The sequence below is a fragment of the Streptomyces cinerochromogenes genome, from assembly GCF_014648635.1.
In the GTDB taxonomy this organism is placed as follows: domain Bacteria; phylum Actinomycetota; class Actinomycetes; order Streptomycetales; family Streptomycetaceae; genus Streptomyces; species Streptomyces cinerochromogenes.
Genome location: NZ_BMRM01000005.1, coordinates 79634 through 103991 on the forward strand (window position 1 = coordinate 79634; position 24358 = coordinate 103991).

Below are 24358 nucleotides of genomic sequence, written 5' to 3' on the forward strand. Positions count from 1 at the left end.
CCAGTCATTCGGACGCGGGCGGTGTGGGCCGACTCCGGTGAGGCGCACACGCACGAGTCGGGCCCGGCCGCGTCGGCGGCCGGGCCCGAGAGTGGTGGCGGAGGGTCAGCGCAGCGGCTTCGCCAGGACCGCCTTGCGGTGGCTGAACGTCTCGATGGAGTAGCGTCCGTGGTAGTTGCCCATGCCGCTCTCCCCCACCCCGCCGAACGGCAGGTCCGAGACGGTGAGATGGGCGAGGGGCAGGCCGTGGCCGAGGCCGCCCGAAGACGTCTCGGCGGCGATGCGTGCGCGGGTCTCGTCGGACTCGCTGAACACGTACAGCGCAAGGGGCTTGTCGCGCTCGTTGATGAAGTCGATCGCCTCGTCCAGACCGGGCACGGTGACGATCGGCAGGATCGGTCCGAAGATCTCCTCCTGCATGACGGGCGAGGCCGGGTCGACGCCCGCGAGGACGGTGGGCGCGAGGTACCTGGCCGCCCGGTCGCCGGTGCCGCCGACGGCGACGCGGCCCGAGCCGAGCAGGGCGGAGAGCCGGTCGAAGTGCCGCTCGTTGACGATCCGGCCGTACTCCGGCGCGTGTGCCGGGTCGCTGCCGAACAGGCCCTCGACGGCACGGACCAGCGCCGCCTCCAGGGCGGGCGCGGTCTCCGGATCGGTCAGGACGTAGTCGGGGGCGACACAGGTCTGGCCGGCGTTGAGGAACTTGCCGCGGGCCAGCCGGTCCGCGACCACGTCCAGGTCGGTGCCGCGGTCCACGAACACCGGCGACTTGCCGCCCAGTTCCAGGGTGACCGGGGTGAGGTGCTCGGCGGCGGCCCGCATGACGATACGGCCTACCGTGCCGTTGCCGGTGTAGAAGATGTGGTCGAAGCGCTCGGCCAGCAGGGCCGTGGTCTCCGGGACGCCGCCCTCGACGACGGCGACGGCGTCCGTGTCCAGGTAGGCCGGGATCAGCTCGGCCAGCGCGGCCGAGGTGGCGGGGGCCAGCTCGCTCGGCTTGGCGACGACCGCGTTGCCCGAGGCCAGCGCGCCGACCAGGGGGGCGAGCAGCAGCTGCGCCGGGTAGTTCCAGGGGGCGATGACGAGGACGACGCCCAGGGGGTCGTACTGCGTCCAGGCCGTGGCGTCGGCACCGAGGTGCGCCGGGACGGGTGCGGGCTCGGGGCGCAGCCAGTCGGCCAGGTGCTCCAGGGTGTGGTCGATCTCGCGGACGGTGAAGTCGATCTCGGTGCGATAGGCCTCGGTGCTGCTCTTGCCGAGGTCGGCGTGGAGGGCGGCGGCGAGGTCGGCGCCGCGTTCCGTGAGGAGCGCGCGGAGCCGGCGCAGCTGGCCGGTGCGCCACTCGACGGGCTTGGTGCGGCCGGTGGCGAAGGTGGCGCGCAGCCGGGCCACGACGTCGGCGGGCTGCTCGGGCAGGGAGTGGTTCACGGGTGCCTCGCTGGGATGCCCGGACGGTCCGGCCCGGGTCTGCTGGTAGGTCAGATGCAAATACCAACCTTTCATGTCCTCAAGTTCATTCCGTGGCCGCCGGGCCGTGACGAGGGTCACTCGACGGGGGTGTCCTCCACGCCGCCCGGTCCGGACGCCCCGCACCGCCCGGAACAATCGTCCGCATGGACCTCACCCCGCACCCGCTCGTCGTCCGCGCCCGCCGCCTCGCCACGGACCTGCTCGCGCCCGCGGCCGAGCGGGTCGACCAGGAGGGGGTGCCCGCGGGGCACATCGAGGCGGTGAAGCGGTCGGGGCTGCTCGGGGTGGCCGCTCCCGCGGAGCACGGCGGGGCGGGGGCGCCGCCCGCCGTGCTCCGCGAGACGGCGGAGATCCTCGCCGGGGCGTGCTGCGCGACCTGGTTCGTGCAGACCCAGCACCACACGCCGGTGCAGACCCTGGCGCGGAGCGGGTTTCCCGCCCGGGAGCGGCTCCTCGGGCCGCTCTCCCGCGGTGAGCTGCTGTCCGGGGTGGCGTACGCGCACCTGCGGTCGTATCCGCGCCGCCTGGTGCGGGTCAGCCGGCAGGGTGAGGGGTGGCGGTTCGACGGGACCGTCCCCTGGTACACCGGGTGGGGGCTGAACGACGTGATGCTGCTGGCCGGGGTGACCGACTCCGACGAGGTGCTGTTCGCGTTCGCCGAGGCGCGCGAGCAGCCGGGGCTGCGGGCGTCGGCGCCGATGCGGCTGGCGGCCCTCACCGCCGCGCGCACGGTGTCGCTGGAGGTGGACGGCCTGTGGCTGCCCGCGGAGGCGGTGGCGCTGCACACGCCGTACGCGCGGTGGGCCGCCGGGGACCGGCTCAAGACGCTGCACACCAACCCGGCGGTCTTCGGCGTGGCCGAGGCCGCCCTGTCCCTCCTGGACGAGGGCACGGCCGCCCCGCTCCGCTCCCGCCTCGCCGACGTCCGTGACCGGGCCTACGCCCTGGCCGACCGCCCGGCGTCCGAGGCGGGGGCCGGGGAGCGGCTGGCGGTGCGGGCGGAGGCGTACGAGGTGCTGCGGACGGCCACCACGGCGGCGGTGGTGGCCGGCGGCGGCCGGTCGATGGCGCTGACGAGCCGCGCCCAGCGCCTCGCCCGGGAGGGGCTGTTCCTGCTGGTCCAGGGCCAGACGGCCGAGTCCCGCGCGGCACATCTGCGAGCCCTGGCCACCCCTCCGGGAGAGCCCCGCTGACCGCCCCGCCGGCGCCCGGTGCACCAGGCGGTGGGCCCCGGCGAGACTGCCGACCCTCGGCCCCGCTCACCCCGCCCACCGCACCGCCGTCATGCCGCCGCTCGCGGCAGCGGCCGGCGAGACGAGTCGAGGGGACCCCGGCCGGTCCCGCGTCAGGAAGCCTGGTTTCACGGAGGCGCAACAGCGGCAGCCCTCAGGAGCCGCCGTCCTCCTCCTGCCGCTCGACCACGACGAGGAAGGCGTCCGACCTCAGGTCCATGACCACGGTCGCCGGCTCGCCCTCGGCACGTCGGGCGGCCGCGTACTCCTCCGCGGGCCAGGAACCACGCGGAGCCCCGGCGGGAAATCGCTCCAGCACCCTCGCACTCATGACGGCGGCCACCTCCTGCGTCGCTGACCCGGACGGAATGTACGTGTTGTACTGACCCGCCTGCCCCCGATAGGCGCGAGCATGTCACCACCACCCGGACGCGGGCGCCGGACCGGCCCGCCCCCACCCCTACACATAAAGGGGAAATAAGGACAAACTGAACTATGCGGCGCTTACCGCACGCACACTGCACCAGAAGCGGTCTGGCCTGCACAGTCAAAGGAGACGACTCATGGCCAACTTGCACAGAGGTGACATAGCGAGCCACCCCGATGTCTCCGAAATGCGGGAACGCTACGCCCGCATGCTCGGCGGTCGCGATGTGGCGCTCGTGGACGGCCCGGTCTTCCTGCTCGGCCTCTACTGCGCCGCCTCCCCGTGGATCGTGCACTACGCGGCGAGCCAGCCCGCCCTCGGGGCCCACAACCTGATCCTGGGCGTGGCGATCGGCCTGCTGGCACTGGGGTTCAGCCGGGCACCCGAACGGATGTACGGCCTCAGCTGGGCCATGTGCGCCATGGGCATCTGGATGATCATCGCCCCGTGGATCGTGGGCAGCGGTCCGGACACGGGCGTCATCGTCAACAACATCGTCATCGGGGCCCTGGCCCTCGTCCTCGGACTGATATGCGCCGGTACGGCGGCGAAGAGCACCCCCAGGCCGTAGAAGAGGAGATCGAGAAGAGGAAGGGGGAAACGGCGAGGCCGGTTCGCCCGGGCGGACCGGCCTCGCTGTGCGCCGCGGCCCGTCAGCGGGAGCGGTGCGCCCCCTCGGCGCCCGTCACCGTGAAGGAGATCCACACGTCCGGCGGCAGCTCCGGCCGGTCCGGCACCGGTCGCGGCTCCCGGGTCCAGGCGTCGCCGGCCAGTTCCTCGGCGACGCGCGGCCAGAAGCGCACCGCGGCCGGGTTGTCCTGCTGGAAGGCGATCTCCCACGGCCCGGGGTGCCGGGTGAGCACCTCGCGCGCGGCCCGCAGCCCGATACCCCGGCGCCGGGCCCCGCGCACCACGAAGAAGCTGTTCAGTACCCGCACCGGGCCGTCGAGCCCGCGCACGAAGGCGAGCCCGGCGAGGCGCTCGCCGCAGGCCAGCAGGTACGGCGCCCAGCCGGGCCGGGTGAAGGCGGACTCCACGCGCTCGCTGCGGAAGGTGCCGTCGGCGGCGGGCAGGGCGCCCCCGAACTCGGACAGGTCGTGATGGAACATCAGCCACAGCCGTTCCACGGCGGGCCGGTCCTCGGGGGTCGCGGGGCGGACGGTGACGTCCGCGGTGATGATGTCGGTCATGAACGAAAGCGTCCCCGGCGGATCGCGGTCCGGCCGGGGAGGTTCGCTTCGAGGTGCGTAACTCTACCCCACTTCAAGGGCGTTGCGGTCCTCGCCCACGTCGTCGCCGCTGCCGCCGCCGGTCTCCTTCGGTCCGAACGGCCACACCTTCTCCCGGCGCGCCCACCCCAGGAAGGCCACGCAGCCGAGGGCGAGCCAGGCCAGGGACCACTCCACGGGACGCCGGCCCGGGGAGTTGTCGTCGGCGTACCCGTAGATCACGCACCAGCCGGCGAACGCGACGACGCCCGGCAGGGGGTACAGCCACATCCGGTACGGCCGGGGCAGGTCCGGCCGGCGTCTGCGCAGTACCGTCAGCGCGACGATCTGGGCCAGCGCCTGCACGATGACCATCACCGTGGTGAGCAGCTGGATCAGGGTCGTGAGGTCGGTGTGGCGGCCGATCAGGAAACCGACGGCGGTGATCGCGCCCATGGTCGCGAGCCCGAACACCGGGAACCGGTGCTTCGGGTGCAGCTTCGCGTACGGACGGAAGAAGACCCGGTCCCGGGCGGCGTCGCAGGGCACCCGGGAGCCGCCGAGCAGACCGGCGAAGACGGAGGCGAACGCGGTGACCAGGATCAGCACGGTCACCGCGTCGGCCGCGCCCCTGCCCCAGGTCTCCTCCAGCACCGCGGAGGCGACCGAGGAGGAGGCGATGTCGTGCGGGTCGGTCATCCGGTGCCAGTCGACGACGCCGAGGGTGCCGATCTGCAGCAGCAGGTAGATCGCCATGATGCCGAGGATCGAGAAGACGATGGAGCGCGGGAGCGTGCGGCCGGGGTCCTTGATCTCGGCGCCCATGTAGGCCGTCGTGTTGTAGCCGAGGTAGTCGTAGATGCCGATGGTCAGCCCGGCGGCGAAACCCGGCCAGTAGTGGCCGCTCAACACATCGAAGGCGCCTGCCGGATAGGTGAAGGCCATGTGGGGGCTGAAGTCGGTCGCGGCGGCGGCGATCACCAGCAGCACGGAGGCGATCATCACGGCCCACATCACGGCGGTGATCCGGGCGATGTGCTCGATGCCGCGCCACAGCAGGATCACCACCAGCGCGATGACACCGAGCCCGATCAGGTCGCCGGCGGTCCGCCCCAGGCCGGGCGCGAGATAGCCCAGGTACTGCACGAAGCCGACCACGCCCGTGGACATGATCAGCGGGACGAACAGCATCGCCGTCCACACGAACAGGAACGGCATCAGACGGCCGGTGCGGTGGCGGAATGCCTGGCGCAGATAGACGTAACTGCCGCCGGAGCCGGGCATCGAGGCCCCCAGCTCCGCCCAGACCAGCCCGTCGCACAGCGCGAGCACCGCGCCCGCGACGAACCCGACGACCGCCTGCGGACCGCCGAACGCGGCCACCATCAGCGGGATCGTCACGAACGGCCCGATGCCGCACATCTGGCTCATGTTGATCGCGGTGGCCTGGAACAGGCCGACACGGCGGACGAAACCACCCGGGGGCGGCGGGCTACCGGACATGGGGACTCCTGACGCGGCGGGCGCGACGCGCCCGGCGGGGGCGGACAGGCCGACAAAGTTAAGGAGCCTTACTATCGGCGTCAAGTGTGCGACACGCATGCCCGAGAATGGTGCGATGCCCGCCAGCGAAGCCGAAGAGCAGCAGGAACAGCCCTGGAGCCGCCGTCGCCTGCGCAGCAACAACGAGCGGTTGCTCCTGGACCGGCTGCGCGCACTCGGCGGCGCGTCCCGCGCCCAGCTCGCCCGCGAGACGGGCCTGTCGAAGCCGACGGTCTCCAGCGCGCTGGCCTCGCTGGCGGCGGCCGGCCTGGTGCGCGAGGCGGGCACCCAGGCCCCGGAGCGCGGGCGCACCGCCGTGCTGTACGCCCCGGACCCGGCCGCCGGGTACGCGCTCGGCGTGGACATCGGCCGGGGCTGGCTGCGGGTGGCGGTGGCCGACCTGGACGGCGCGGTCGTCGCCCGGACCGACGTACGCAACCGGGCCCGCGCCTCCGCCGCCCTGGCCGACCTGGTCGTGACCACGGCCCGCCAGGCGGTCGCCACCTCGGGCGTGGACCCGGCGGAGGTGGTGCACGGGGTGGTCGGCACGCCCGGGGTGTACGACGAGAGGCAGCGGCGGGTGCGGTACGCGATGCACCTGCCGGGCTGGGGGCGGGCCGGGCTCGTGGACCGTCTGCGGGCGGAGCTGGGCGTGCCGCTGGAGGTGCACAACGACGCCAACCTGGCGGCGCTCGGCGAGTACACGTACGGCGTCGGCGCGGGCAGCCGGCTCTTCGCGTACATCCTGATAGGCACCGGTCTCGGGATGGGCGTGGTGAGCGAGGGGCGGCTGTTCACGGGTGCGCACGGCCTGGCCGGGGAGATCGGGTTCCTGCCGTGGCACGGCCGGCAGAAGCAGGAGCGGCTGGAGGACGCGGTGTCGGGAGGGGCGGTGGTGGAGTCGGCCCGGGAGCTGGGGATGCGTGGGCAGCTCACCGCGAAGGCCGTGTTCGACGCGGCGCGGCAGGGGGATCCGGCCGCCGTGCGGGCGGTGGAGCTGGAGGGCGAGCGGATCGCGCACACCGTGGCGGCGGCCGCCGCCGTGCTCGACCCGGATCTCGTGGTGCTGGGCGGCGGGGTCGGTCACAGCGTCGACCTGCTGCTGCGGCCCGTACGGGAGCGCTTGCGGGCCCTCACCCCGCTGCGCCCCCGGATCGCGCCCGGCCGGCTCGGCGAGGACGCCGTCCTGCTGGGCGCGGTGGCCACGGCCCTGGACACGGCCCGGGACCTGGTGTTCGCACGCCGGACGGCCGGAACCTGACCCGTGCGACGGCCACCTCGGCGCGGCTCGTTGACACCCCCCACCCCGCGCCCTACCGTGACCCTGGTTAGTAAAGTTTCCTAACTTTACGAGGCTGGAGACCGCCGTGTTCCCTCGCCCCGCCCTCGCACGCCGGTACACCACGGCCGCCCTGGTCCTCGGACTGCTCGGTGGACTCACCTCCGGCGCCTGGGCCGGGGACCGGCGCCCGGCCGCACCGCAGGGGCACGCCCAAGGCGCCAGGGCCGCGACCGCCCGGGTCGAGCCCACCCGGGTCCCCGGCACCGCCGGATCGAGCACCCCGCTCTCCGGCTTCGCCATCCGGTCCACGGCCGAGGTCGGCGACTCGACCGCCGCCGTCTCCTCCCCCGGCTATCCGACGACCGGCTGGTATCCGGCGGGCCCGCGCTCGACGGTCCTCGCGGCGCTCCTGGCCGACGGCGTGTACGCCGACCCGTTCCACTCCACGAACCTGCAGAAGATCTCGCCGGCCGACTTCAAGGTCCCGTGGTGGTACCGCGCGGACTTCACGGTCGAGGACACCGGCCCGCGCACCGCCCTCGACTTCAGCGGCGTGGTCTCGGCGGCCGACGTGTACGTCAACGGCCGCCGGGTGGCGCCGGCCTCGGAGGTCGCCGGCGCCTACACCCACCACGAGCTGGACATCACCCCCCTGGTCCGGCGGGGCACGAACACGGTCGCCTTCCGGGTGCGGCCCAACGACCCGGACAAGCACCTCACCATGGGCTGGCTCGACTGGCTCCAGCCGCCGCCCGACCGGAACATGGGCCTCGTCCGGGACGTCCTGGTCCGCCGGGGCGGCCCGGTCGCCCTGCGCGACGCGCACGTGGTCACGAAACTGGCCGTGCCCTCGCTCGCCGCCGCCGACCTGACGGTGCGGGCCCGGGCCCGCAACGACACGGACGCGCCGGTCACGGCGGACGTCGCCGGCAGCGTCGGCGGGACGGAGTTCCGCACGACCGTCTCGCTCGCCGCGCACGAGACGAGGACCGTCGTCTTCTCCCCCGCCGACGTCCCCGGCCTGCACCTCACCGAGCCGAAGGTGTGGTGGCCGGCCGGGATGGGCGGGCAGCCGCTGTACGACCTGGACCTCACCGCGACCGTGGCCGGCACGGTGTCGGACACCGCGCACCAGACCTTCGGCATCCGGGACGTCCAGGCCCCGCTGAACTCCGACGGCGCCCGCCAGTTCCGGATCAACGGCCGCAAGCTGCTGGTCAAGGGCGGCGGCTGGTCCCCGGACGAGTTCCTGCGCTGGGACCGCGCCTACGTCGAGGACCGGCTGGCGTACGCCCGCGACCTGGGCCTGAACACCCTGCGGCTGGAAGGCCACCTGGAACCGGACGAGTTCTTCGACCTGGCCGACCGCCACGGCCTGCTCACCCTGCCGGGCTGGGAGTGCTGCGACAAGTGGGAGGGCGAGGTCAACCCGAGCGGCTCCGGGGAGAAGTGGAGCGACGGCGACCATGCCGTCGCGAAGGCGTCCATGGCCGCCGAGGCCGCCCGCCTGCGCGGTCATCCGAGCGTGCTGTCCTTCCTGATCGGCAGCGACTCCGCCCCCGACGCGACGATCGAGCGGGGCTACCTGGACGCCCTGAGGGCGGCCGACTGGCCCGTCCCCGTGGTCCCCGCCGCCTCCGAGGCGTCCGCGCCGCAGCTGGGCGCCTCCGGCATGAAGATGACCGGACCCTACGACTGGGTGCCGCCCGGCTACTGGTACGCCAAGCGCGAGGGCGGGGCCACCGGCTTCAACTCCGAGACCAGCGCGGGCCCGAGCATCCCCACGCTCGACACCCTGCGCCGCATGATGACGCCGGCGGAACTCGACACCCTGTGGAAGGACCCCGAAGCCCGGCAGTACCACCGCTCGCCGTCCTCCGTCTTCGGCACGCTCAGGATCTACGACAACGCCCTCACCGGCCGCTACGGCGCCCCCACGAGCCTCACCGACTACGTGCGCAAGGCCCAGCTGGCCCAGTACGAGAACGTCCGCGCCCAGTTCGAGGCGTACGGGCGCAACGCGTCCGACACGGACCGGCCCGCCACCGGGGTGATCCACTGGATGTTCAACAGCGGCTGGACCTCCCTGCACTGGCAGCTGACCGACCGCTACCTCGACCAGAACGGCGCCTACTTCGGCGCGAAGAAGGCGAACGAGCCGCTGCACATCCAGTACTCGTACGACGACCGCTCGGTCGTGGTGGTCAACAACCGGCACACCCCCAAGGAGGGGCTCACCGCCCGGGCGACGCTGTTCAATCCCGACGGCACCCGGATGTACGACAAGGCCGTCGGCGGTGTGACGGTGGACGGGGACGGGGCGCACGGCACCGCGCTCACCCTGCCGTCCTCGGTGAGCGGACTGGCGCGGACGTATCTGCTGCGGCTGGTGCTGACGGACGCGGACGGCACGGAGGTGAGCCGGAACGTGTACTGGCTCTCCACCAGGTCCGACACCCTCGACTGGAGCGGCACCACCTGGTACTACACGCCGACGACGCGGTACGCCGACCTCCGGGGCCTCGCCTCGATGGACCGGGTGCCCGTCTCGGCGTCGGCGGCCACCCGGGCGTCGGACGGCACGTCGACCACGACGGTGACCCTGCGCCGCACCGGGAGCGGAACCACTCCGGCGCTGCTGACGGACGTCCACCTCGTGGACGCGCAGGGCAGGCCGGTGCTGCCGGTGCGCTGGTCGGACAACCAGGTGAGCCTGTGGCCGGGCGAATCGGTGACGCTGACCGCCACCTACCGCACGGCCGACCTGCACGGCTCGGCACCGAGCGTCCGGGTCTCGGGGTGGAACACTCCGGAGCGGACGGTGCCGGCGGACTGACGCGCCCGCAGGAAGAGGAAGAGGGGGTGGACCACGGCGGTCCACCCCCTCTGTCTCCGTCGGCTCAGCTCACGTTGAGCGCGGTGTCGTCGACGACGAACGACGTCTGGAGGGTCGAGCCCTCGGTGCCGGTGAACTTGATCGTCACCGTCTGGCCCGCGTAGCCCGCGAGGTCGAAGCTGCGCTGGGTGTAGCCGCTCGCCGCGTTCAGGTTCGAGTAGGTCGCCAACGTGGACAGCACCGTTCCGCTGCTGTTGAGGACCTGCGCCTTCAGGGTGTCGTAGGCCGTCGAGGTGGTCGTCTCGGCGGTGTCGACGTGGAGGTAGAAGCTCAGGGTGGCGCTCGTGCACCCGGCGGGGATGGTCACCGACTGGGCCAGGGTGTCGGTGTGGGCCGAGCCGTAGCCGTTCAGCCAGGCCTTGTAGGAGCCGGTACGGGCGGCCTCGCCGGTGTCGTTGGTGATGACGCCGCTGGACGTGGTCCAGGAGGTGGAGCCGGACTCGAAGCCGGGGTTGGCCAGCAGCTGCCCGGCCGTGCAGGTGCCGCCGCCGCCGGTGCCCCCGCTGCCGCCGCTCGCGCCGGCCAGCCATGCGGTGGCGTTGAGGGCGAGGGCCGCGTTGGTGGCGCTGGAGTCGTTCCACCCGTCGTACAGGGTGTTGCCGGACTGGCCGGTGCCGTCGTCGACCGGGGAGCTGTCGCCCCAGAAGGCGACCCGGCCGCTGCCGAAGGTGCTGGTGGCGAAGAAGGCGCCGGTGTTGCCGGAGTAACCCGTGCGGTACAGGAGCCCCTTGACGCCGGAGTTGTCGGCGGGCTTCAGCGTCGCGGTCGTACCGCTGGCGATGAGGCTCTTGCTGACGGTGCCGAAGGATCCGTGCAGCACCGGGTCGGTGCTGTCACTGATCGCGGCCGGGTGGTCGGAGCTGATGCTCAGCGAGTCGATGGAGAAGCCGAACGGGTCGGTGGAGTCGACGCTGTTGTTCGTCATCAGGTCGTTGAAGATCTCGACCGCGTCGTAGCCGTCGTTGTTGCGGTCGGCTCCGGTGTGGTCGGAGATCATGAACAGACCGCCGCCGTTCTTGACGAACGTCATGATGGCGGTCTTCTCCGCGCTGCTGAACATCGTGTTGGGCTCGGGGAGGACCAGTGTGTCGAAGTTCGACAGGTCCGTCGCGGAGGTGCCCCCGTAACTGAGGCTCGATCCCGACGGCAGTGTCTTCTGGCTGTAGTTCCCGGTCTTCTGCAGCGCGACGCCCCAGGAGGAGAGGGCGCCGGTCCAGTCCGTCTCGGCGGACGGGGAGGAGTCCTGGCCGAGGGGGTCGGGCTGGCTGGTGGAGATGATCCAGTCGGCGTTGCCGGCCGTCTCGGCATGGGCGTTGTCGAACAGGATGCGGTGGGTGGTCGCCGCGTGGGCGGGGGTGCCGGTGCCGACCTGGAGTGCGGCTCCGGTGAGCAGCAGCCCGAAGCCGGCCAGGGCGGTGGTGCATCTGTGGCGGGATCTCCTGGATCCAAGCATCCGTCGAACCTCCATGAGGGGTGGGGAAGAGGCGGTGCGGGCGCCCAAGTCTGCGCGCGTAGAACCTGCTTGAGGCTTCTACACGCGTCGATTGGTTGAAAGGTACATGGCATGAAGGGCCGGTGAACAGAGGCGTCCGGCGGCGACCGGGACGGCGTGGCGCCGCCGCCGACGGGCACATGCCCCATCAGCGGGTGCAACGACCGGAAACCCCAAGGAGGGACGGCCATGGAGATCTCAGGCATCCTCAGCGCCATCGTGATCGGCCTCGTCATCGGAGTGCTGGGCCGGCTGGTCGTCCCCGGGCGGCAGCACATCGGTGTCCTGTGGACGCTCGTCGTCGGCATCGCGGCCGCGCTGCTGGGCTCGGCGATCGCCGCCGCGCTCGGGGTCGCCGACACCAAGGGTCCCGACTGGATCGAGTGGCTCGTCCAGACAGCGCTGGCGGCGGCGGGCGTGGCCGCGCTGGGCCGGGTCCGGGCGCTGCGCTGAGTCAGTTCCCGTAGACGTACGGCGTGGTGGTGCTCAGCGCGTGGAAGCCGAGGCGCTCCAGGATCGGGCGGCTCGTGGGCAGGGCGTCGACGTGGAGGTAGCGGTAGCCGTGCGCGGCGGCGGCACGGGCGCGGTGGGCGACGAGGGCCTGGTAGAGACCCCGGCCCCGCCACTGCGGGACGGTGCCGCCGCCCCACAGTCCGGCGAACGCGGTGCCCGGCGCCAGCTCCATGCGGGCGGCGGCGACGGGTTCGCCGTCGGCGAGGGCGGCCACGGCGACGACCGTGCCGGGGTCGGCGGCCAGCCGGGCGAGCAACTGGTGCCGCAGCCGGGTGCCGTCGGTGCCGAAGGCCTTCTCGTGCACGTCCACGACGAGGTCGACGCCGGCCGGATCGGTGGCCTGTACGAAGCGGACACCGGCCGGGGGCGCGGTGTCCAGGGCGAGTTCGGCGACCTCGGCGGCCATCAGCGTCTCCGCGGGCTCGGCCCGGAACCCGGCGGCGAGCAGCCGGGCGGCCAGGTCCGCCGGCTCGTCGTGGGAGTAGAGCTTCCACTCGAACTCCCGGCCGAGGCCGGTGAAGCGGGCGATCTGGTCCTGGATCGCCCGGTCCGCGCCCGCCGTGTCCAGGGCGGACCACAGGACGCCGTTCCAGGCGGACGCGTCCGCGACCTGCCGCACCACCCCGCCGGCCCGCTCGATCCGGGCCCCGGGCCCGTCGGGCCGGGCGCCTTCGCGCAACTCCCGGTCGTACCGGGCGAGCACCACTGCGTGATCCATGGCCCCACTCCAGCACGGACGGCCGGACGGGCCAAACGAATTAGCAGCACCGCGGCAGCGGCCTCGGAAGCCGAGGACGTCACCGGCCTTCCGGCCGTACCGCCGCCAGGTAGGCGGTGAGCCGGTCGCGGTTGCGGGCCAGGCAGTCGATGCGGGCCTGGATGCGGTCGATGTGCCCCTGCAGCAGGGCGGCCGTCTCCGGCGGCACGCTCTCGGGGGCCGGCACGAGACGGCCGGGGCCGCAGAGGTACGGCAGGACGGCCCGGATCATCTCGGTGGTGAGACCGGAGTCCAGCAGGCCGCGGATCTGCCGCACCTGCGCGACCGCGGAATCCGGATAGCTGCGGTAGCCGTTGCCGGTGCGCTCCGGGTGGAGCAGGTGCTGCTCCTCGTAGTAGCGCAGCAGCCGGGCGGGCACGCCGGTACGGCGGGAGAGTTCACCGATCCGCATGCGGCCTCCTCGCCTCCCGGGTCCGTGCCGTCCGTGCGTCCGGGCTTGACCTTCACACTGGTGTCAGACTTCGACCATGGTCGCATGACCCTGTCCTCCCAGGTCAAGGGCGGTCGCCTGCCGTGGTCGGGGCTGCTGGCCCTGTCCTGTGCCGCGTTCACCGCCGTACTGACCGAACTGCTCCCGGCGGGCCTGCTGCCCGCGATGGCCCCCGCGTTGGGGGTCGCCGAGTCCCGGATCGGCTTCCTCGTCACCGCGTACGCCGCCGCCTCCTTCGTGGCCGCGGTCCCGGTCACCGCGGCGCTGCGCGGACTGCCCCGGCGGGCGGTGCTGTCCGGCACGCTGCTGGGGTTCGCGGCGGCCAACACGCTGGTCGCGCTGTCGTCGTCGTACCCGCTGACCGTCGCGGCCCGGCTGCTGGCCGGGACGATGGGCGGCACGCTGTGGGCGATGCTCGCCGGCTACGCGGCCCGGATGGTGCCGGCCGGGCGGCGGGGCCGGGCCATCGCGGTGGTACTGGCCGGGATCACGCTCGCCCTGGCGCTGGGGGTGCCCGCCGGTACCGCCCTGGCCGGTGCGGTCGGCTGGCGGGCCGCGTTCGGGACGCTGGCCGTACTGGCCGTCCTGCTCGTGGGCTGGGTACGGCTCCGGGTGCCCGGCTTCCCCGGCGAACCGCCGCACGCGCGCGTGCCCCTGCTCCGGGTCGCCGTACGCCCCGGGATCCGTCCGGTGCTGTGCGTGACGCTGTTCCTGCTGCTGGGGCACCAGGTGATGTACACGTACATGGCCCCGTTCGCCGCGCGGGCCGGGTACGGCCGTACGGGCGTGCTGCTCGGGGTGTTCGGGACCGCCACGGTGGCCGGGATCTGGCTCACCGGTGTGCTGGTCGACCGGTGGCTGAGGCCCGCGCTCCTCGGTGCGCTCGCGGTGATCGCGGCCGTGCTGACGGTCCTGGGCCCGGGCGCCGGGGTGCCCGCGCTGCTGGTCGGTGCGGTGGCGCTGTGGGGCGTGGCCTTCGGCGGGGCGCCGACGCTGATCCAGACCGCGCTGGTCGACGTGTCGGGGCCGGCCGACGCCGACGTGGCGACCTCGTTGCAGACCACGGTGTACAACGCGGGCATCGCCGCCGGTTCCCTCACCGGCGGTCTGGCGCTGGACGCGGCGGGCGCCGCCGCGCTGCCCTGGACGGCGCTGCCGCCGGTGCTGGCGGCGCTCGCGACGGTCGCGACGGGGCACCGGTACGCCTTCCCGGCCCGGCGCCCCGCGCTCGCCCCGCAGACGAAGGCACCGGCCGCGGTGACCGGCGACCGCCCCGCGGGCCGTGCGGTGAGCGAGTGCGCCGAGGGCGGCGGCCGGTGAGCCGGGGGCGCCGGGGCGGGGCCGCCCGGGCGGGTGAGCCGAGGCGGCCGGGGAGGGGCCGGTACGCGGGGCGGTGGGCCGGGCGCGGGGGCCGGGCCGGATGCCCGCCCCCGGCCCGGGGCTCAGCCGAGTTCGAGCGTGGTGACGCCGAAGACCCGCTCCCGGGCGTGGTCGCGCACCGGGCCGGTGTACATGCGGGCGGTCTCGAACGAGGGCCGCAGGCCCGCCGCTTCGGCGAGGGCGACGCCGGCCGTGTTCGGTTCGGGCACGTCGATCGCGATGTCGCGGCCGGCCACGCCGTCGGTGAGGGCGGCGAACAGGGCCCGGGCGTCGTCGGCGGTGTCGGCGAAGAGGGGGCCGATGCGCAGGGTGTCGTGGCCGGGGCGGATCACGCCGTAGCCGGTGGGGCGCCCGCCGTCCTCGCGGACGACGGCACGGTGGCCGGGGGTGGTGAGCCACTCGGCGAGGAAGCGGGGGCGGTCGGCCGGGTGGCAGGCGCTGTCGTAGGCGGTGAGCGCGGCCAGGTCGGCGGGCCCGGCCGGGCGCACGCCGGCGGGCGTGGCGCTCTCGGGGGCGGGGCCGGTGAACCGGACGGTGCGGTGGGCGAGCCGGAAGCCGGACTGCCGGTAGTTGTCCTGCTGGGCGACGACTCCGTCCAGGCCGACGGTCCGGTTCCCCGCGTGGGCCAGGGCGGTCTTCCAGGTGGTGAGTCCGTGTCCGTGGCCGCGCAGGTCCTCGCGGACGAGGTAGCAGCCGAGGAAGGAGAAGTCGGGGCCGTGGTTGACGACGGAGACGGCCGACACCGGTTCCCCGTCGATCCGGCCCAGGAAGAACCCCTCCGGGTCCTGGGCGAAGAACGCGGGCCCGTCGGACAGCCCCGGGTTCCAGCCCTCCGCCGCCGCCCACCCGCTGATCACCGGCCAGTCGGCGAGGGTGGCCTGCGTGACGACGAGGTCGTGGGGGGCCGCAGAGGTCATCGGTGCGCTCCGTTTCCGTCGGGGTCTGCTGTCGGACGGCACGGGGCTCGGCCGCGCCGCCCGCAGCATCCTCGCGGATCGACGCACAGCCGCGCCACGGGGCGTTCGGCCCATGGCAGGGCGGGCCGCGGGCGTCCCGGTGGACGTCGCCGCCGCCCGCCGGTGTCACCGCCCCACCGGGCCGGCGTCCGGTGGGGCCGTGCGCGGCGGGTCAGCAGGGGCGGTCCGGGCGGAAGCGGCGGTACAGGACGGCGCCCGCGACGAGGAGCGCGGCGCTGCCGGCGGCGGCCGGGGCCGCCAGGTCCGCTCCGGTGCGGGCCAGCGAGGACGCCTCCGGGCGCGGGGTGTGGGGGGCGGGGTGGGAGCGGGCGGGGGCCGGGGGCTTCGGGGCCCGGGGCGTCGCGGTGGTCGGCTTCGGGGTCCGGGGGCTGTCGCCGGGCTCGTTGGCCGCGTGGTTGCCGGTGGCCGGGTTGCCGACGCCGACCACGTCGACGCTGTTGCCGGTGACGTTGACCGGCACGTCGACGGGGAGCTGGATGCCGTTGCCGGAGATCACGCCGGGCGAGTCGGTCGTACGGCCGTGAGCGGAGGCCCCGCCGGACGCGGCCGTCGCGCCGCCCTGCCCCGCGCCGCTCCGGTTCGCGCACGCGTTGCCCGCGGCCGGGTTGAGCAGGCCCACGACGTTCACCGTGTTGCCGCAGACGTTGACCGGCACGTGCACCGGGAGCTGGATGCCGTTGCCGGAGACCAGTCCGGGCGAGCCGGCCGCCGTGCCGTCGGCGTCGGCCCCGCCGGCCGCGAAGGCGGCGGACACCGGCAGCGCCACGGCCATCGCGCCGGACGCGGCGGCGACGGCGATCACACCGTTTCGGGTAGCCCGTCTCATAGGTTCCCTGCCTTCCTGACGTCGTCGCGGGCAGTCACCCGCACCTCGTAAAACGCAGGAGAACCATCGGAGTTATGGCTTATCGGCCTTTCACCCCATCGAGCGTCACTGTTATCGAACAGGGCCCAAAGCCACAAAATGATCACCACTGGGGCATGACGGGCGGAGTGTACGGCGGGAGCCGGCGTCCCGCTCGCCGGGAGGCGGCCCGTCCGGGGCCCGCTTATGGTGATCCGAGGGCGCCGGCGGGCGCCCGGGAGGCGATCCATGCTGGCCAAGCTGTCCACACGGCCCGCCGTGCGGCGCTGCGCGGGTGCCTCGGCCCTCGCCCTGGCGCTGCTCGGAGCCGGGCTGCCCGCGGCTGCCGCCGACCGGCCGCAGCCGGACCTGTCCCGCTTCTACCGGCAGAAGCCGGTCTGGGGTGCCTGCGAGGGCCCGGACATGCCGAAGGACCTCCAGTGCGCGAAGGTCACCGTCCCGCTCGACTACGCCCGGCCGCGGGCGGGCACCCTCGCCATCGCGCTGGCCCGGTACCGCGCCACGGGGGACTCGCGCGGCTCGGTGGTGCTGAACTTCGGCGGCCCGGGCGGCGCCGGCATCCCCGAGCTGGCCGCCGAGGGCAAGCAGTTCATGGAGCTGACCAACGGCTACGACGTGGTCACCTTCGACCCCCGCGGCGTCGGCCGGTCCTCCCCCGTCAGCTGCGGCGAGGGCACCGACGTGGCCTCGGCCGTGACGGAGAAGGACGCCGACCTCGGCCGCCCGCAGGAACTGCTCAGGCGGCTGCGGTCGGCCGCCGCCCAGTGCGCCCGGCACTCCGGCCCGGTGCTGCCGCACATCGGCACCGTGAACGCCTCCCGCGACCTCGACGTCATCCGCCAGTCGCTCGGCGACCAGCGGCTCAACTACCTCGGCTTCTCCTACGGCACCCGGCTCGGCGCGGTGTACGCGGCGCAGTTCCCGGGCAAGGTCGGCCGGCTCGCCCTGGACGGCGTGGACACGCTGACCGAGCCGCTGGCGCAACAGGGGATCGCGGGCGCCGAGGGACAGCAGACGGCTCTGGACGACTTCCTGGACTGGTGCACGACGGACCTCGGCTGTCCGTTCGGGCAGGACCAGCGGACGGCCGGTGCCCAGGTGCTGCGGCTGGTGCGCTCGCTCGACGAGAACCCGGTACCCACCGACTTCGGCGGCTCCTTCTCCGGCCAGGACCTGGTGGGCGCCATCGGACAGGCCCTGTACAGCAGGGAGCTGTGGCCCTCGCTGGAGCGCGCGCTGGCCTCGCTGATCGAGGACGGCGACACCCGGCGTGTCCTCGCCTTCTCCACGGGCGGCATCGCACGGCCCGCGGGCCTGCACCGCGGGGACGGCGGGCTGGTCGACGCGTCCGAGGTCCCGGCGGACAACCTGCCGGCCGCGCTGATGGCGATCAACTGCGCGGACGACCCCGACCGGCCCACCGCGGCCCGGATCACCAAGGACCTGACGGAGCTGCGGACCGCGTACGACCAGGCCTCGCCGGTGTTCGGCCGCTACCGGCTGACCCAGTTACTCATGTGCTACGGCCGGCCCCGCGGCACCGACTTCATCCGCGACCGGGTGAAGAACGTGCACTCCGCGAAGATGCTGCTCATCGGCACGCGCGGCGACCCGGCGACCCCGTACCGGTGGACCGTGGAGACGGCCCGCCGGCTCGGCCCGTCGGCGGTGGTGCTCGACAACAAGGGCGAGGGCCACACCGGGTACTCCTCGTCCAAGTGCGTGCACCGCAAGGTCAACGATTTCCTGCTGTACGGCTCCCTGCCCGCGAGCGGCAGCTCCTGCCCGGCGGATGAGCCGCGTGAGCACGCCACCTCGGACAGCACCGGCTGAGGCCCCTTCTGTCACCGGCCGGCAGCCGCGTGCCCCGCCGGCCGGTGGCAGGAGGGGCGCAGCCGGGTGACAGCGTCCTCCTGCGGCCGACGACCACGTGTCCGCCGGATGGCGACAGGACTGACGCAACCGGGTAACAGCCGCGAACCGGGGCAACCTTCCGGTCACCCCGGTCGTCAGACTGGGCACGGCGCGCCCAGGCCGCCGTATCCCGTACGTGACCGCGACAGGGGGACCCCGTCATGCGCATCCGCGCCACCATCGCCGTACCCGCCGCCTCCGCCGCCGTGGCGGGCCTGCTGCTCACCGCGCCGCAGAGCCAGGCCGCCGCCGGGCCCGACCGGACCGCCCGCTGCGCCGAGAAGGCGCTGACGGTGCGGGCGAAGGCCGTGCCCGGCCACCCGGCCGTGCTGCGGGTCAGCGTCACCAACCACGGCACGCGCGCGTGCGTCGTCGACCGCGTGCCCACGGTCACCTTCGGGGACCTGGACGGGGCGGCGCTGCCCGTGCCGGAGGGCGGCACGGGGACGTACCGGCTCGCGGTGCGCGGCACCGCCTACGCCGCCGTCCGGACCATCAAGGACCCGCGCGACCCCGAGGCCCGCCGGGTCGACGCGGTCACCGTGGCGGCCTCGGCCGCGCACTGGGGCCGCTCCTTCACCGCCGCGCGGCTCGGCGCCGGCCGGCGGGTCCTGGTGTGGGAACCGGTGACGACGTGGTGGCAGCGGTCCGCGGCGGCCGCGGACCGCGCCATCGGGCTCAGCTGAGGACCAGCTCGGGCGAGTAGAGGTCCAGCCACCCCGCCAGGTCCAGGGTGCGTTCCAGATCGCGCCGGGCCGCCTGGGTGCTGACCGGCGTCTCGCGCTCGGCGGCGGCGCGCACCCGGTCCCGGTCGACCAGGTCGAAGACGGGGTGGGCGGGCCTGGCGAGCAGCTCCCTGGTCTGCTCCTGGAGGGCGCGTGCGTACCGCGGATCCTGCGTGGACGGGTAGGGGCTCTTGACGCGGTCGTACACCGAGCGCGGCAGGACGTCCGCCGCCGCCTCCCGCAGCAGGCTCTTCTCCCGGCCGTCGAACGACTTCAGCGCCCACGGGGCGTTGTAGACGTACTCGACCAGCCGGTGGTCGCAGAACGGCACCCGGACCTCCAGGCCGACGGCCATGCTCATCCGGTCCTTGCGGTCGAGCAGCATGCGCACGAAGCGGGTCAGGTGCAGGTGGCTGATCCGGCGCATCCGGTACTCGAAGTCGCTCTCGCCGTCCAGCCGGTCGATGCCGGCGACGGCGGTGCGGTAGCCGTCGGCGATGTAGGCCTCCAGGTCGAGGGACTTGGCGAGGTCGGCGCGCACCACACCGGCGTCCTCGCCGAAGTGGCGGCCCATCATCGCCAGCCACGGGAAGGTGTCGGCGCGGCGCGCCTCCTCGTCGAAGAACTGGAGGTAGCCGCCGAAGACCTCGTCGGCGGACTCGCCGGACAGGGCCACCGTGGACTTCTCCCGGATGGCGCGGAAGAGCAGCAGCAGCGAGCTGTCCATGTCGCCGAGGCCCGAGGGCAGGTCGCGGGCCCGGATCACCTGGGCGCGCACGGCGGGGTCGGCGAGGGCCTCGGCGTCGAGCACGATGTCCTGGTGGTCGGTGCCGGCGAGCCGGGCGACGTCGTGCACGAAGGGGGTGTCGGGGGTGCCGCGGAGTTCGTCGGCGACGAAGTTCTCGGCCTGCCCGGCGAAGTCGACGGCGAAGCTGCGTACCTTCTCGCCGTGCACGGCGAGCTGGCGGGCGGCGAGCGCGGTCATGGCGGAGGAGTCGAGCCCGCCGGAGAGCAGGGTGCAGCGCGGCACGTCGGCGACGAGCTGGCGGCGCACGATGTCGTCGAGGAGCGTACGCACGGTGGCGATGGTGGTGTCGCGGTCGTCGGTGTGCGGGCGGGTCTCCAGGCGCCAGTAGACCCGGGTGGACAGGCCGGACCGGTCGACGGTGACGACCGTGCCGGGCTCCACCTCGCGCATGCCGTCCCAGACGGCGTGTCCGGGCGTCTTGACCATGACGAACAGTTCGCGCAGGCCGTCCAGGGTGACGCGGGGCCGGGCCAGCGGGTTGGCGAGGATCGCCTTCGGTTCGGAGCCGAACAGGACGCCGTCGGCTGTCGGGTAGTAGTAGAAGGGCTTGATGCCCATGCGGTCGCGGATCATCACCAGTTTGTCGTACCGGCCGTCCCACACGGCGAACGCGTACATGCCGTTGAGCCGTTCGGCGACCGCGTCCCCCCACTCCAGATAGCCGTGCAGGACGACCTCGGTGTCGGAGTCGGTGGTGAACCGGTGTCCCCGGTCGGTCAGTTCGCGGCGCAGCTCGGTGAAGTTGTAGGCCTCCCCGGAGTAGACGAGGGCGACGGTGCCCTCGGGGGTGCCCACGGTCATCGGCTGCCGGCCGCCGGGCAGGTCGATGATGGCGAGCCGGCGGTGGCCCAGGGCGGCGGGGCCCTCGGCCCAGGTGCCGCGGTCGTCCGGGCCCCGGCAGGCCATCGTCTCGGTCATCGCATGCAAGGTGGTGGCCTCGGTCGTCAGGTCGCGGTCGAAGGAGACCCATCCGGTGATGCCGCACATGCGCTACCTCCTGCCTCCGGCTGCCCGGTGAGCCCTCCCCCACCTGCGGTTTCGTGGTGACGGAAGACCGGCCGGCAAACCAGTTGTATCGAGCACCTATATGACGAGCCTCCGTCAGGCACCCTGGCGCGTCAACGCGGCCGCAACACGCTCCGGGCGGCCGCCCCACGATTTCGGCCTCTTTTTGCCTCAGCAAAATCCCCGGACCGGCCTGCTGACGCGCCGAGGGCGACAGGAACCGGCCACGGGCAAAGACTTCCTCAAGTTACGGGTGTGTTACGGCTTCGCGGTCAGAAACGAGTCGAGCGCCCCGGTGAGTTCGGCCGGCTTCTCCAGTGGCAGCTCGTGGCCCGCGTCCAGGACGCGGACGACCGCGTCGGGACAGGCCTTGGCCAGCCGGAGCATCTGCCGCACCGGCAGCTGGACGTCGTGGTAGCCGTGCACCATCAGGGTCGGCACGGAGATCTCCCCGGCCCGGTCCAGGACGTCGAAGGCCCGCATCGCTCCGTAGAGCGTCATGACGACCTCGCGTGGGGTGGCGGCGGAGGCCCGGACGTGCTTCCGGATCTCCTCGCGCGGGTAGCCCGGGGCGAAGGCCCGCTGGATGTTGGCGGCCACGAACAGCCTGAAGGGCACCAGGGTGGAGGCGGCCATCAGCAGGCCCCGGCCGCGGCTGTAGGTCATCCGGCCGATGGAGTTGACCAGCACCATCCGCTCCACCCGCTCCGGGTGCGCGAGGGTGACGGTCTGCGCGACCATCCCGCCCATCGAGTGGCCGACGAGGGCACACCGCTCCACCCCGAGGTGGTCGAGGAGGGCGACGACGTCCGCCGCGAGGTGGGCGATGGTGGGCACCCCCGCCCCGGTGCTCTCGCCGTGCCCGCGCAGGTCCAGCCGGATCACCCGGCGCCGTGCGGAGAAGTGCGCCGTCTGGTGGTCCCAGCGGTGCCGGTTCGCGGTCCAGCCGTGCACGAACACCAGGGGTGCGTCCGCCGCGTCGCGGGGACCCTCGTCGTCGTACGCCAGTCTCGCTCCGTCGACGTCGAGCTGGGGCATGGGGCCTCCTGGGGTGCGGCACGGTCCGGTTACTGACCGGTACGGTAACCGGCCGCCGGGCCCCGCGTCACCGGCGACCGGACGGTGACTTCGGCGGGGGCAGCGGCGTGACCGGGGCCCGGATTACCCCGAATGCCGTACAGGTGAATCGGCCCTATCGTCGTGTCATGGAGCACGCACTGAGTCCCGCGACCCTCGCCGAACTGCGGCGCCCGCGCCCGTATCCCGCGGTGTCCGTGCTGACCCCGACGCACCGCCGGGAACCCGAGAACGGCCAGGATCCCGTCCGGCTGCGCAACGTGGTCACCGAGGCCCGCCGACGTCTGGAGGCCGATCCCGCCATCACCCGCGAGCGGCGCAACGAGGTGGTCGCGCAGCTCGACCGGGCGCTGGCGGAGGTGGACCTGGCGCATGCCGAGGACGGCCTGGTCATCTTCGCCGCCCCCGGTGAGCACCAGGTCTGGTCCCTGGCGCGCGCCGTCCCCGAGCGGGTGGTGCTGTCCGATACCTTCCTCACCCGCAACCTGGTGGCCGCGCAGGCCGCCGAGCGGCCCTTCTGGGTGCTGTCGGTCTCCGCCGACCGCGTCACCCTGTGGAGCGGCGGCGGCGAGGAGCGCGTCGTGCTGGACCGCTCGGGCGGCTTCCCGCTGGAGCGCCGGCAGGTGAACTTCGACCCCGAGCGCCAGATGCGCACGGGCGGCCTGCCGAGCACGTTCAGCGACGAGAGCACCCGCCAGTTCCTGCGCGAGGCGGACAGCGCCATGAGCACGGTCCTGCGCGAGCAGCCCCGGCCGCTGTACGTCATGGGCGACCAGGCGGCCCTGTCCCTGCTGGACGAGGTCGGCAGCGTCGCCAAGGCGGCCGTCCACGTCCCGCACGGCGGACTCGGACACGCCGGCCCCGAAGCCGTCTGGCAGGCGCTGCGGCCGGTGCTCGCGGAGGAGTCCCGCAAGGACACCACGGCCGTGGTCGAGGAGCTGACCTCGGCGCGCGGTCACCGGACGTACGCGGCCGGGCTGGACGAACTGTGGCAGAGCGCCCGCGAGGGCCGGGTCCGGCTGCTGGCCGTGGAGGAGAACTTCCGGACCACGGTCCGCGAGCTGGGCGAGCACCTGGTGCCGGCCGACCCCGGTGACCTGGACGCCCGCGACGACATCGTGGACGAGATCGTCGAGCAGTGCCTGGAGACCGGTGCCGAGGTCCGCTTCGTGCCCGACGGCGCGCTCGGCGACGCGGCCGGGATCGCCGGAGTGCTGCGGTACTGACCCCGGGGGAACACCGCCCCGGCGGCTCCCTCGCGTCGGCGTACGCTACGGCGTGATCGTCGGCGTGAGGGAGCGCGTACATGGGTGACCTGCTGGGTGTGGCGGTGCTGGGTGCCGGACACATGGGGGCCGATCACATACGGCGTCTCGACCGAGTGGTCAGCGGAGCCAGGGTCGCCGCGGTGGCCGATCCCGACCCCGACCGGGCGGAGCAGGCCGCGGCCGGCCTGGCCGGGGTCGCCGTGCACACGGACCCCGTGGCCGCGCTGGACGCGCCCGGTGTCGCGGCGGTCCTGATCGCCTCCCCGGGACCCGCGCACGAGGAGGCGCTGCTCGCCGCCTTCGCCCGCCGGCTGCCGGTGCTGTGCGAGAAGCCCATGGTTCCGGACTCCGCGGGTGCGCTGCGGGTCGTGGAGGCCGAGGCACGCGTCGGCCGCCGGCTGGCCCAGATCGGCTTCATGCGCCGCTACGACGCCGAGTACCGGCGGCTGAAGGCCCTGCTGGACGGCGGCGGCCTCGGCCGGCCCCTGATGCTGCACTGCACGCACCGCAACGTCTCCTCCCCCGCCGGCTTCACCAGCGCCATGCTGGTCAACAGCTCGGTCTCGCACGAGATCGACGCGGCCCGCTGGCTGCTCGGGCAGGAGCTGACGGCGGTCACCGTGCTGCGGCCCACACCGTCCCCGGGCGCGCCCGAGGGCCTGCTGGACCCGCAGTTCGTGCTGTTCGAGACCGAGCGGGGCGCCCTGGTGGACGTGGAGGTCTTCGTCAACTGCGGTTTCGGCTACCAGGTGCGCTGCGAGGCCGTGTGCGAGGCGGGCAGCGCCCGGATCGGCGACGGGCACACCATGGTGGTCACCACCGCGGGCACCGCCCGCGAGGAGGTGGCCCAGGACTATCTCGTCCGCTTCGCCGACGCCTACGACCGTGAGGTGCAGGCGTGGGTCGACGCGGCCCGCCGCGGCGAGGTCACCGGCCCGGACGTCTGGGACGGCTACGCGGCCTCCGCCGTCGCGGAGGCGGGGGTGCGGTCACTCGAAACGGGCCGCCGGGTGGCCGTCGACCTCGCGCCGCGCCCGGAGCTGTACGCGTCCGTCAGCCGCTGACGCGC

At 73.7% G+C, this 24358-nt stretch carries 21 protein-coding genes; 10 read left to right on the forward strand and 11 right to left on the reverse strand.

Going from position 1 to position 24358, the window contains the following annotated elements; all coding sequences use genetic code 11:
- Window positions 1–105: 105 nt before the first annotated feature.
- A complete protein-coding gene (locus IEZ20_RS11515; RefSeq protein WP_189297798.1) occupies window positions 106–1428 on the reverse strand; it encodes an aldehyde dehydrogenase family protein in 1323 nt (440 codons plus the stop codon).
- A 185-nt stretch (window positions 1429–1613) separates the two neighbouring features.
- Here IEZ20_RS11515 and IEZ20_RS11520 point away from each other — a divergent pair, with 185 nt between their 5' ends.
- The gene (locus IEZ20_RS11520) at window positions 1614–2663 is read left to right on the forward strand and encodes an acyl-CoA dehydrogenase family protein (RefSeq protein WP_189297243.1); all 1050 of its coding nucleotides are present in this window, start codon (window positions 1614–1616) and stop codon (window positions 2661–2663) included.
- A gap of 193 nt (window positions 2664–2856) precedes the next feature.
- Here IEZ20_RS11520 and IEZ20_RS11525 read toward each other — a convergent pair whose 3' ends face one another.
- Window positions 2857–3033 (reverse strand): DUF8839 family protein, encoded by a 177-nt coding sequence (locus IEZ20_RS11525; protein WP_189297245.1) that lies wholly within the window; start codon window positions 3031–3033, stop codon window positions 2857–2859.
- Between the two features lie 232 nt (window positions 3034–3265).
- On the opposite strand from IEZ20_RS11525, the gene IEZ20_RS11530 reads away from it, so the two are divergent.
- Window positions 3266–3700 (forward strand): SPW repeat protein, encoded by a 435-nt coding sequence (locus tag IEZ20_RS11530; protein WP_189297247.1) that lies wholly within the window; start codon window positions 3266–3268, stop codon window positions 3698–3700.
- 82 nt (window positions 3701–3782) lie between these two features.
- Here the strand turns inward: IEZ20_RS11530 and IEZ20_RS11535 are convergent, their stop codons facing one another.
- Both IEZ20_RS11535 and IEZ20_RS11540 read right to left on the reverse strand, forming a co-directional pair.
- On the reverse strand, window positions 3783–4319 hold the full coding sequence (locus tag IEZ20_RS11535; protein WP_189297249.1) for a GNAT family N-acetyltransferase: 537 nt from the start codon (window positions 4317–4319) through the stop codon (window positions 3783–3785).
- Between the two features lie 63 nt (window positions 4320–4382).
- Complete coding sequence (locus tag IEZ20_RS11540; RefSeq protein ID WP_189297251.1) at window positions 4383–5840, reverse strand: APC family permease; 1458 nt, start codon at window positions 5838–5840, stop codon at window positions 4383–4385.
- Between the two features lie 115 nt (window positions 5841–5955).
- Here IEZ20_RS11540 and IEZ20_RS11545 point away from each other — a divergent pair, with 115 nt between their 5' ends.
- Window positions 5956–7140 carry an ROK family protein gene (locus tag IEZ20_RS11545; RefSeq protein WP_189297253.1) on the forward strand — a complete coding sequence of 395 codons (1185 nt, stop codon included), beginning with the start codon at window positions 5956–5958 and terminating at the stop codon, window positions 7138–7140.
- A 106-nt stretch (window positions 7141–7246) separates the two neighbouring features.
- On the forward strand, window positions 7247–9997 hold the full coding sequence (locus IEZ20_RS11550) for a glycoside hydrolase family 2 protein (RefSeq protein WP_189297255.1): 2751 nt from the start codon (window positions 7247–7249) through the stop codon (window positions 9995–9997).
- Window positions 9998–10061: 64 nt separating this feature from the next.
- On the opposite strand, the gene IEZ20_RS11555 is transcribed toward IEZ20_RS11550, so the two are convergent.
- On the reverse strand, window positions 10062–11510 hold the full coding sequence (locus IEZ20_RS11555; protein ID WP_189297257.1) for a M6 family metallopeptidase: 1449 nt from the start codon (window positions 11508–11510) through the stop codon (window positions 10062–10064).
- Window positions 11511–11738: 228 nt separating this feature from the next.
- On the opposite strand from IEZ20_RS11555, the gene IEZ20_RS11560 reads away from it, so the two are divergent.
- Entirely contained in the window at window positions 11739–12002 is a 264-nt protein-coding gene (locus IEZ20_RS11560; RefSeq protein WP_189297259.1) for a GlsB/YeaQ/YmgE family stress response membrane protein, read from the forward strand.
- 1 nt (window position 12003) lies between these two features.
- Here the strand turns inward: IEZ20_RS11560 and IEZ20_RS11565 are convergent, their stop codons facing one another.
- Both IEZ20_RS11565 and IEZ20_RS11570 read right to left on the reverse strand, forming a co-directional pair.
- Entirely contained in the window at window positions 12004–12780 is a 777-nt protein-coding gene (locus IEZ20_RS11565; RefSeq protein ID WP_189297261.1) for a GNAT family N-acetyltransferase, read from the reverse strand.
- Between the two features lie 79 nt (window positions 12781–12859).
- Entirely contained in the window at window positions 12860–13231 is a 372-nt protein-coding gene (locus IEZ20_RS11570) for a MerR family transcriptional regulator (RefSeq protein WP_189297263.1), read from the reverse strand.
- 84 nt (window positions 13232–13315) lie between these two features.
- Here IEZ20_RS11570 and IEZ20_RS11575 point away from each other — a divergent pair, with 84 nt between their 5' ends.
- Window positions 13316–14590, forward strand: a complete 1275-nt coding sequence (locus tag IEZ20_RS11575) for an MFS transporter (protein ID WP_189297265.1) — start codon at window positions 13316–13318, stop codon at window positions 14588–14590.
- Window positions 14591–14712: 122 nt separating this feature from the next.
- On the opposite strand, the gene IEZ20_RS11580 is transcribed toward IEZ20_RS11575, so the two are convergent.
- Window positions 14713–15567, reverse strand: coding sequence for a GNAT family N-acetyltransferase (locus tag IEZ20_RS11580; protein ID WP_189297267.1), 855 nt, complete (start codon window positions 15565–15567; stop codon window positions 14713–14715).
- Window positions 15568–15778: 211 nt separating this feature from the next.
- Window positions 15779–16453: a chaplin gene (locus tag IEZ20_RS40585; RefSeq protein ID WP_189297269.1), complete on the reverse strand. Its 675-nt coding sequence runs from the start codon at window positions 16451–16453 to the stop codon at window positions 15779–15781.
- Between the two features lie 267 nt (window positions 16454–16720).
- Here IEZ20_RS40585 and IEZ20_RS11590 point away from each other — a divergent pair, with 267 nt between their 5' ends.
- Together IEZ20_RS11590 and IEZ20_RS11595 are read left to right on the forward strand one after the other, a co-directional pair.
- Window positions 16721–18325, forward strand: a complete 1605-nt coding sequence (locus IEZ20_RS11590; RefSeq protein WP_189297270.1) for an alpha/beta hydrolase — start codon at window positions 16721–16723, stop codon at window positions 18323–18325.
- A gap of 242 nt (window positions 18326–18567) precedes the next feature.
- Window positions 18568–19092 carry a DUF4232 domain-containing protein gene (locus IEZ20_RS11595; protein WP_189297272.1) on the forward strand — a complete coding sequence of 175 codons (525 nt, stop codon included), beginning with the start codon at window positions 18568–18570 and terminating at the stop codon, window positions 19090–19092.
- Here IEZ20_RS11595 and asnB read toward each other — a convergent pair.
- Both asnB and IEZ20_RS11605 read right to left on the reverse strand, forming a co-directional pair.
- Window positions 19085–20926 (reverse strand): asparagine synthase (glutamine-hydrolyzing), encoded by a 1842-nt coding sequence (gene asnB / locus IEZ20_RS11600; RefSeq protein WP_189297274.1) that lies wholly within the window; start codon window positions 20924–20926, stop codon window positions 19085–19087. The genes IEZ20_RS11595 and asnB overlap by 8 nt on opposite strands.
- Before the next feature lie 276 nt (window positions 20927–21202).
- The gene (locus IEZ20_RS11605; protein ID WP_189297276.1) at window positions 21203–21982 is read right to left on the reverse strand and encodes an alpha/beta fold hydrolase; all 780 of its coding nucleotides are present in this window, start codon (window positions 21980–21982) and stop codon (window positions 21203–21205) included.
- Between the two features lie 167 nt (window positions 21983–22149).
- Between IEZ20_RS11605 and IEZ20_RS11610 the strand changes: the two genes are divergently transcribed.
- Together IEZ20_RS11610 and IEZ20_RS11615 are read left to right on the forward strand one after the other, a co-directional pair.
- Complete coding sequence (locus IEZ20_RS11610; RefSeq protein WP_189297278.1) at window positions 22150–23247, forward strand: baeRF3 domain-containing protein; 1098 nt, start codon at window positions 22150–22152, stop codon at window positions 23245–23247.
- An 80-nt stretch (window positions 23248–23327) separates the two neighbouring features.
- On the forward strand, window positions 23328–24353 hold the full coding sequence (locus IEZ20_RS11615; protein ID WP_189297280.1) for a Gfo/Idh/MocA family protein: 1026 nt from the start codon (window positions 23328–23330) through the stop codon (window positions 24351–24353).
- The last annotated feature ends 5 nt before the right edge of the window (window positions 24354–24358 follow it).

Excerpts from the sequence above, each read along its gene's own strand:
- IEZ20_RS11520 (WP_189297243.1), top strand. The coding sequence starts at position 1,614 with ATGGACCTCACCCCGCACCCGCTCGTCGTCCGCGCCCGCCGCCTCGCC.
- IEZ20_RS11525 (WP_189297245.1), bottom strand. The coding sequence starts at position 3,033 with ATGAGTGCGAGGGTGCTGGAGCGATTTCCCGCCGGGGCTCCGCGTGGT.
- IEZ20_RS11530 (WP_189297247.1), top strand. The coding sequence starts at position 3,266 with ATGGCCAACTTGCACAGAGGTGACATAGCGAGCCACCCCGATGTCTCC.
- IEZ20_RS11535 (WP_189297249.1), bottom strand. The coding sequence starts at position 4,319 with ATGACCGACATCATCACCGCGGACGTCACCGTCCGCCCCGCGACCCCC.
- IEZ20_RS11540 (WP_189297251.1), bottom strand. The coding sequence starts at position 5,840 with ATGTCCGGTAGCCCGCCGCCCCCGGGTGGTTTCGTCCGCCGTGTCGGC.
- IEZ20_RS11545 (WP_189297253.1), top strand. The coding sequence starts at position 5,956 with ATGCCCGCCAGCGAAGCCGAAGAGCAGCAGGAACAGCCCTGGAGCCGC.
- IEZ20_RS11555 (WP_189297257.1), bottom strand. The coding sequence starts at position 11,510 with ATGCTTGGATCCAGGAGATCCCGCCACAGATGCACCACCGCCCTGGCC.
- IEZ20_RS11560 (WP_189297259.1), top strand. The coding sequence starts at position 11,739 with ATGGAGATCTCAGGCATCCTCAGCGCCATCGTGATCGGCCTCGTCATC.
- IEZ20_RS11565 (WP_189297261.1), bottom strand. The coding sequence starts at position 12,780 with ATGGATCACGCAGTGGTGCTCGCCCGGTACGACCGGGAGTTGCGCGAA.
- IEZ20_RS11570 (WP_189297263.1), bottom strand. The coding sequence starts at position 13,231 with ATGCGGATCGGTGAACTCTCCCGCCGTACCGGCGTGCCCGCCCGGCTG.
- IEZ20_RS11575 (WP_189297265.1), top strand. The coding sequence starts at position 13,316 with ATGACCCTGTCCTCCCAGGTCAAGGGCGGTCGCCTGCCGTGGTCGGGG.
- IEZ20_RS11580 (WP_189297267.1), bottom strand. The coding sequence starts at position 15,567 with ATGACCTCTGCGGCCCCCCACGACCTCGTCGTCACGCAGGCCACCCTC.
- IEZ20_RS40585 (WP_189297269.1), bottom strand. The coding sequence starts at position 16,453 with ATGAGACGGGCTACCCGAAACGGTGTGATCGCCGTCGCCGCCGCGTCC.
- IEZ20_RS11590 (WP_189297270.1), top strand. The coding sequence starts at position 16,721 with ATGCTGGCCAAGCTGTCCACACGGCCCGCCGTGCGGCGCTGCGCGGGT.
- IEZ20_RS11595 (WP_189297272.1), top strand. The coding sequence starts at position 18,568 with ATGCGCATCCGCGCCACCATCGCCGTACCCGCCGCCTCCGCCGCCGTG.
- asnB (WP_189297274.1), bottom strand. The coding sequence starts at position 20,926 with ATGTGCGGCATCACCGGATGGGTCTCCTTCGACCGCGACCTGACGACC.
- IEZ20_RS11605 (WP_189297276.1), bottom strand. The coding sequence starts at position 21,982 with ATGCCCCAGCTCGACGTCGACGGAGCGAGACTGGCGTACGACGACGAG.
- IEZ20_RS11610 (WP_189297278.1), top strand. The coding sequence starts at position 22,150 with ATGGAGCACGCACTGAGTCCCGCGACCCTCGCCGAACTGCGGCGCCCG.
- IEZ20_RS11615 (WP_189297280.1), top strand. The coding sequence starts at position 23,328 with ATGGGTGACCTGCTGGGTGTGGCGGTGCTGGGTGCCGGACACATGGGG.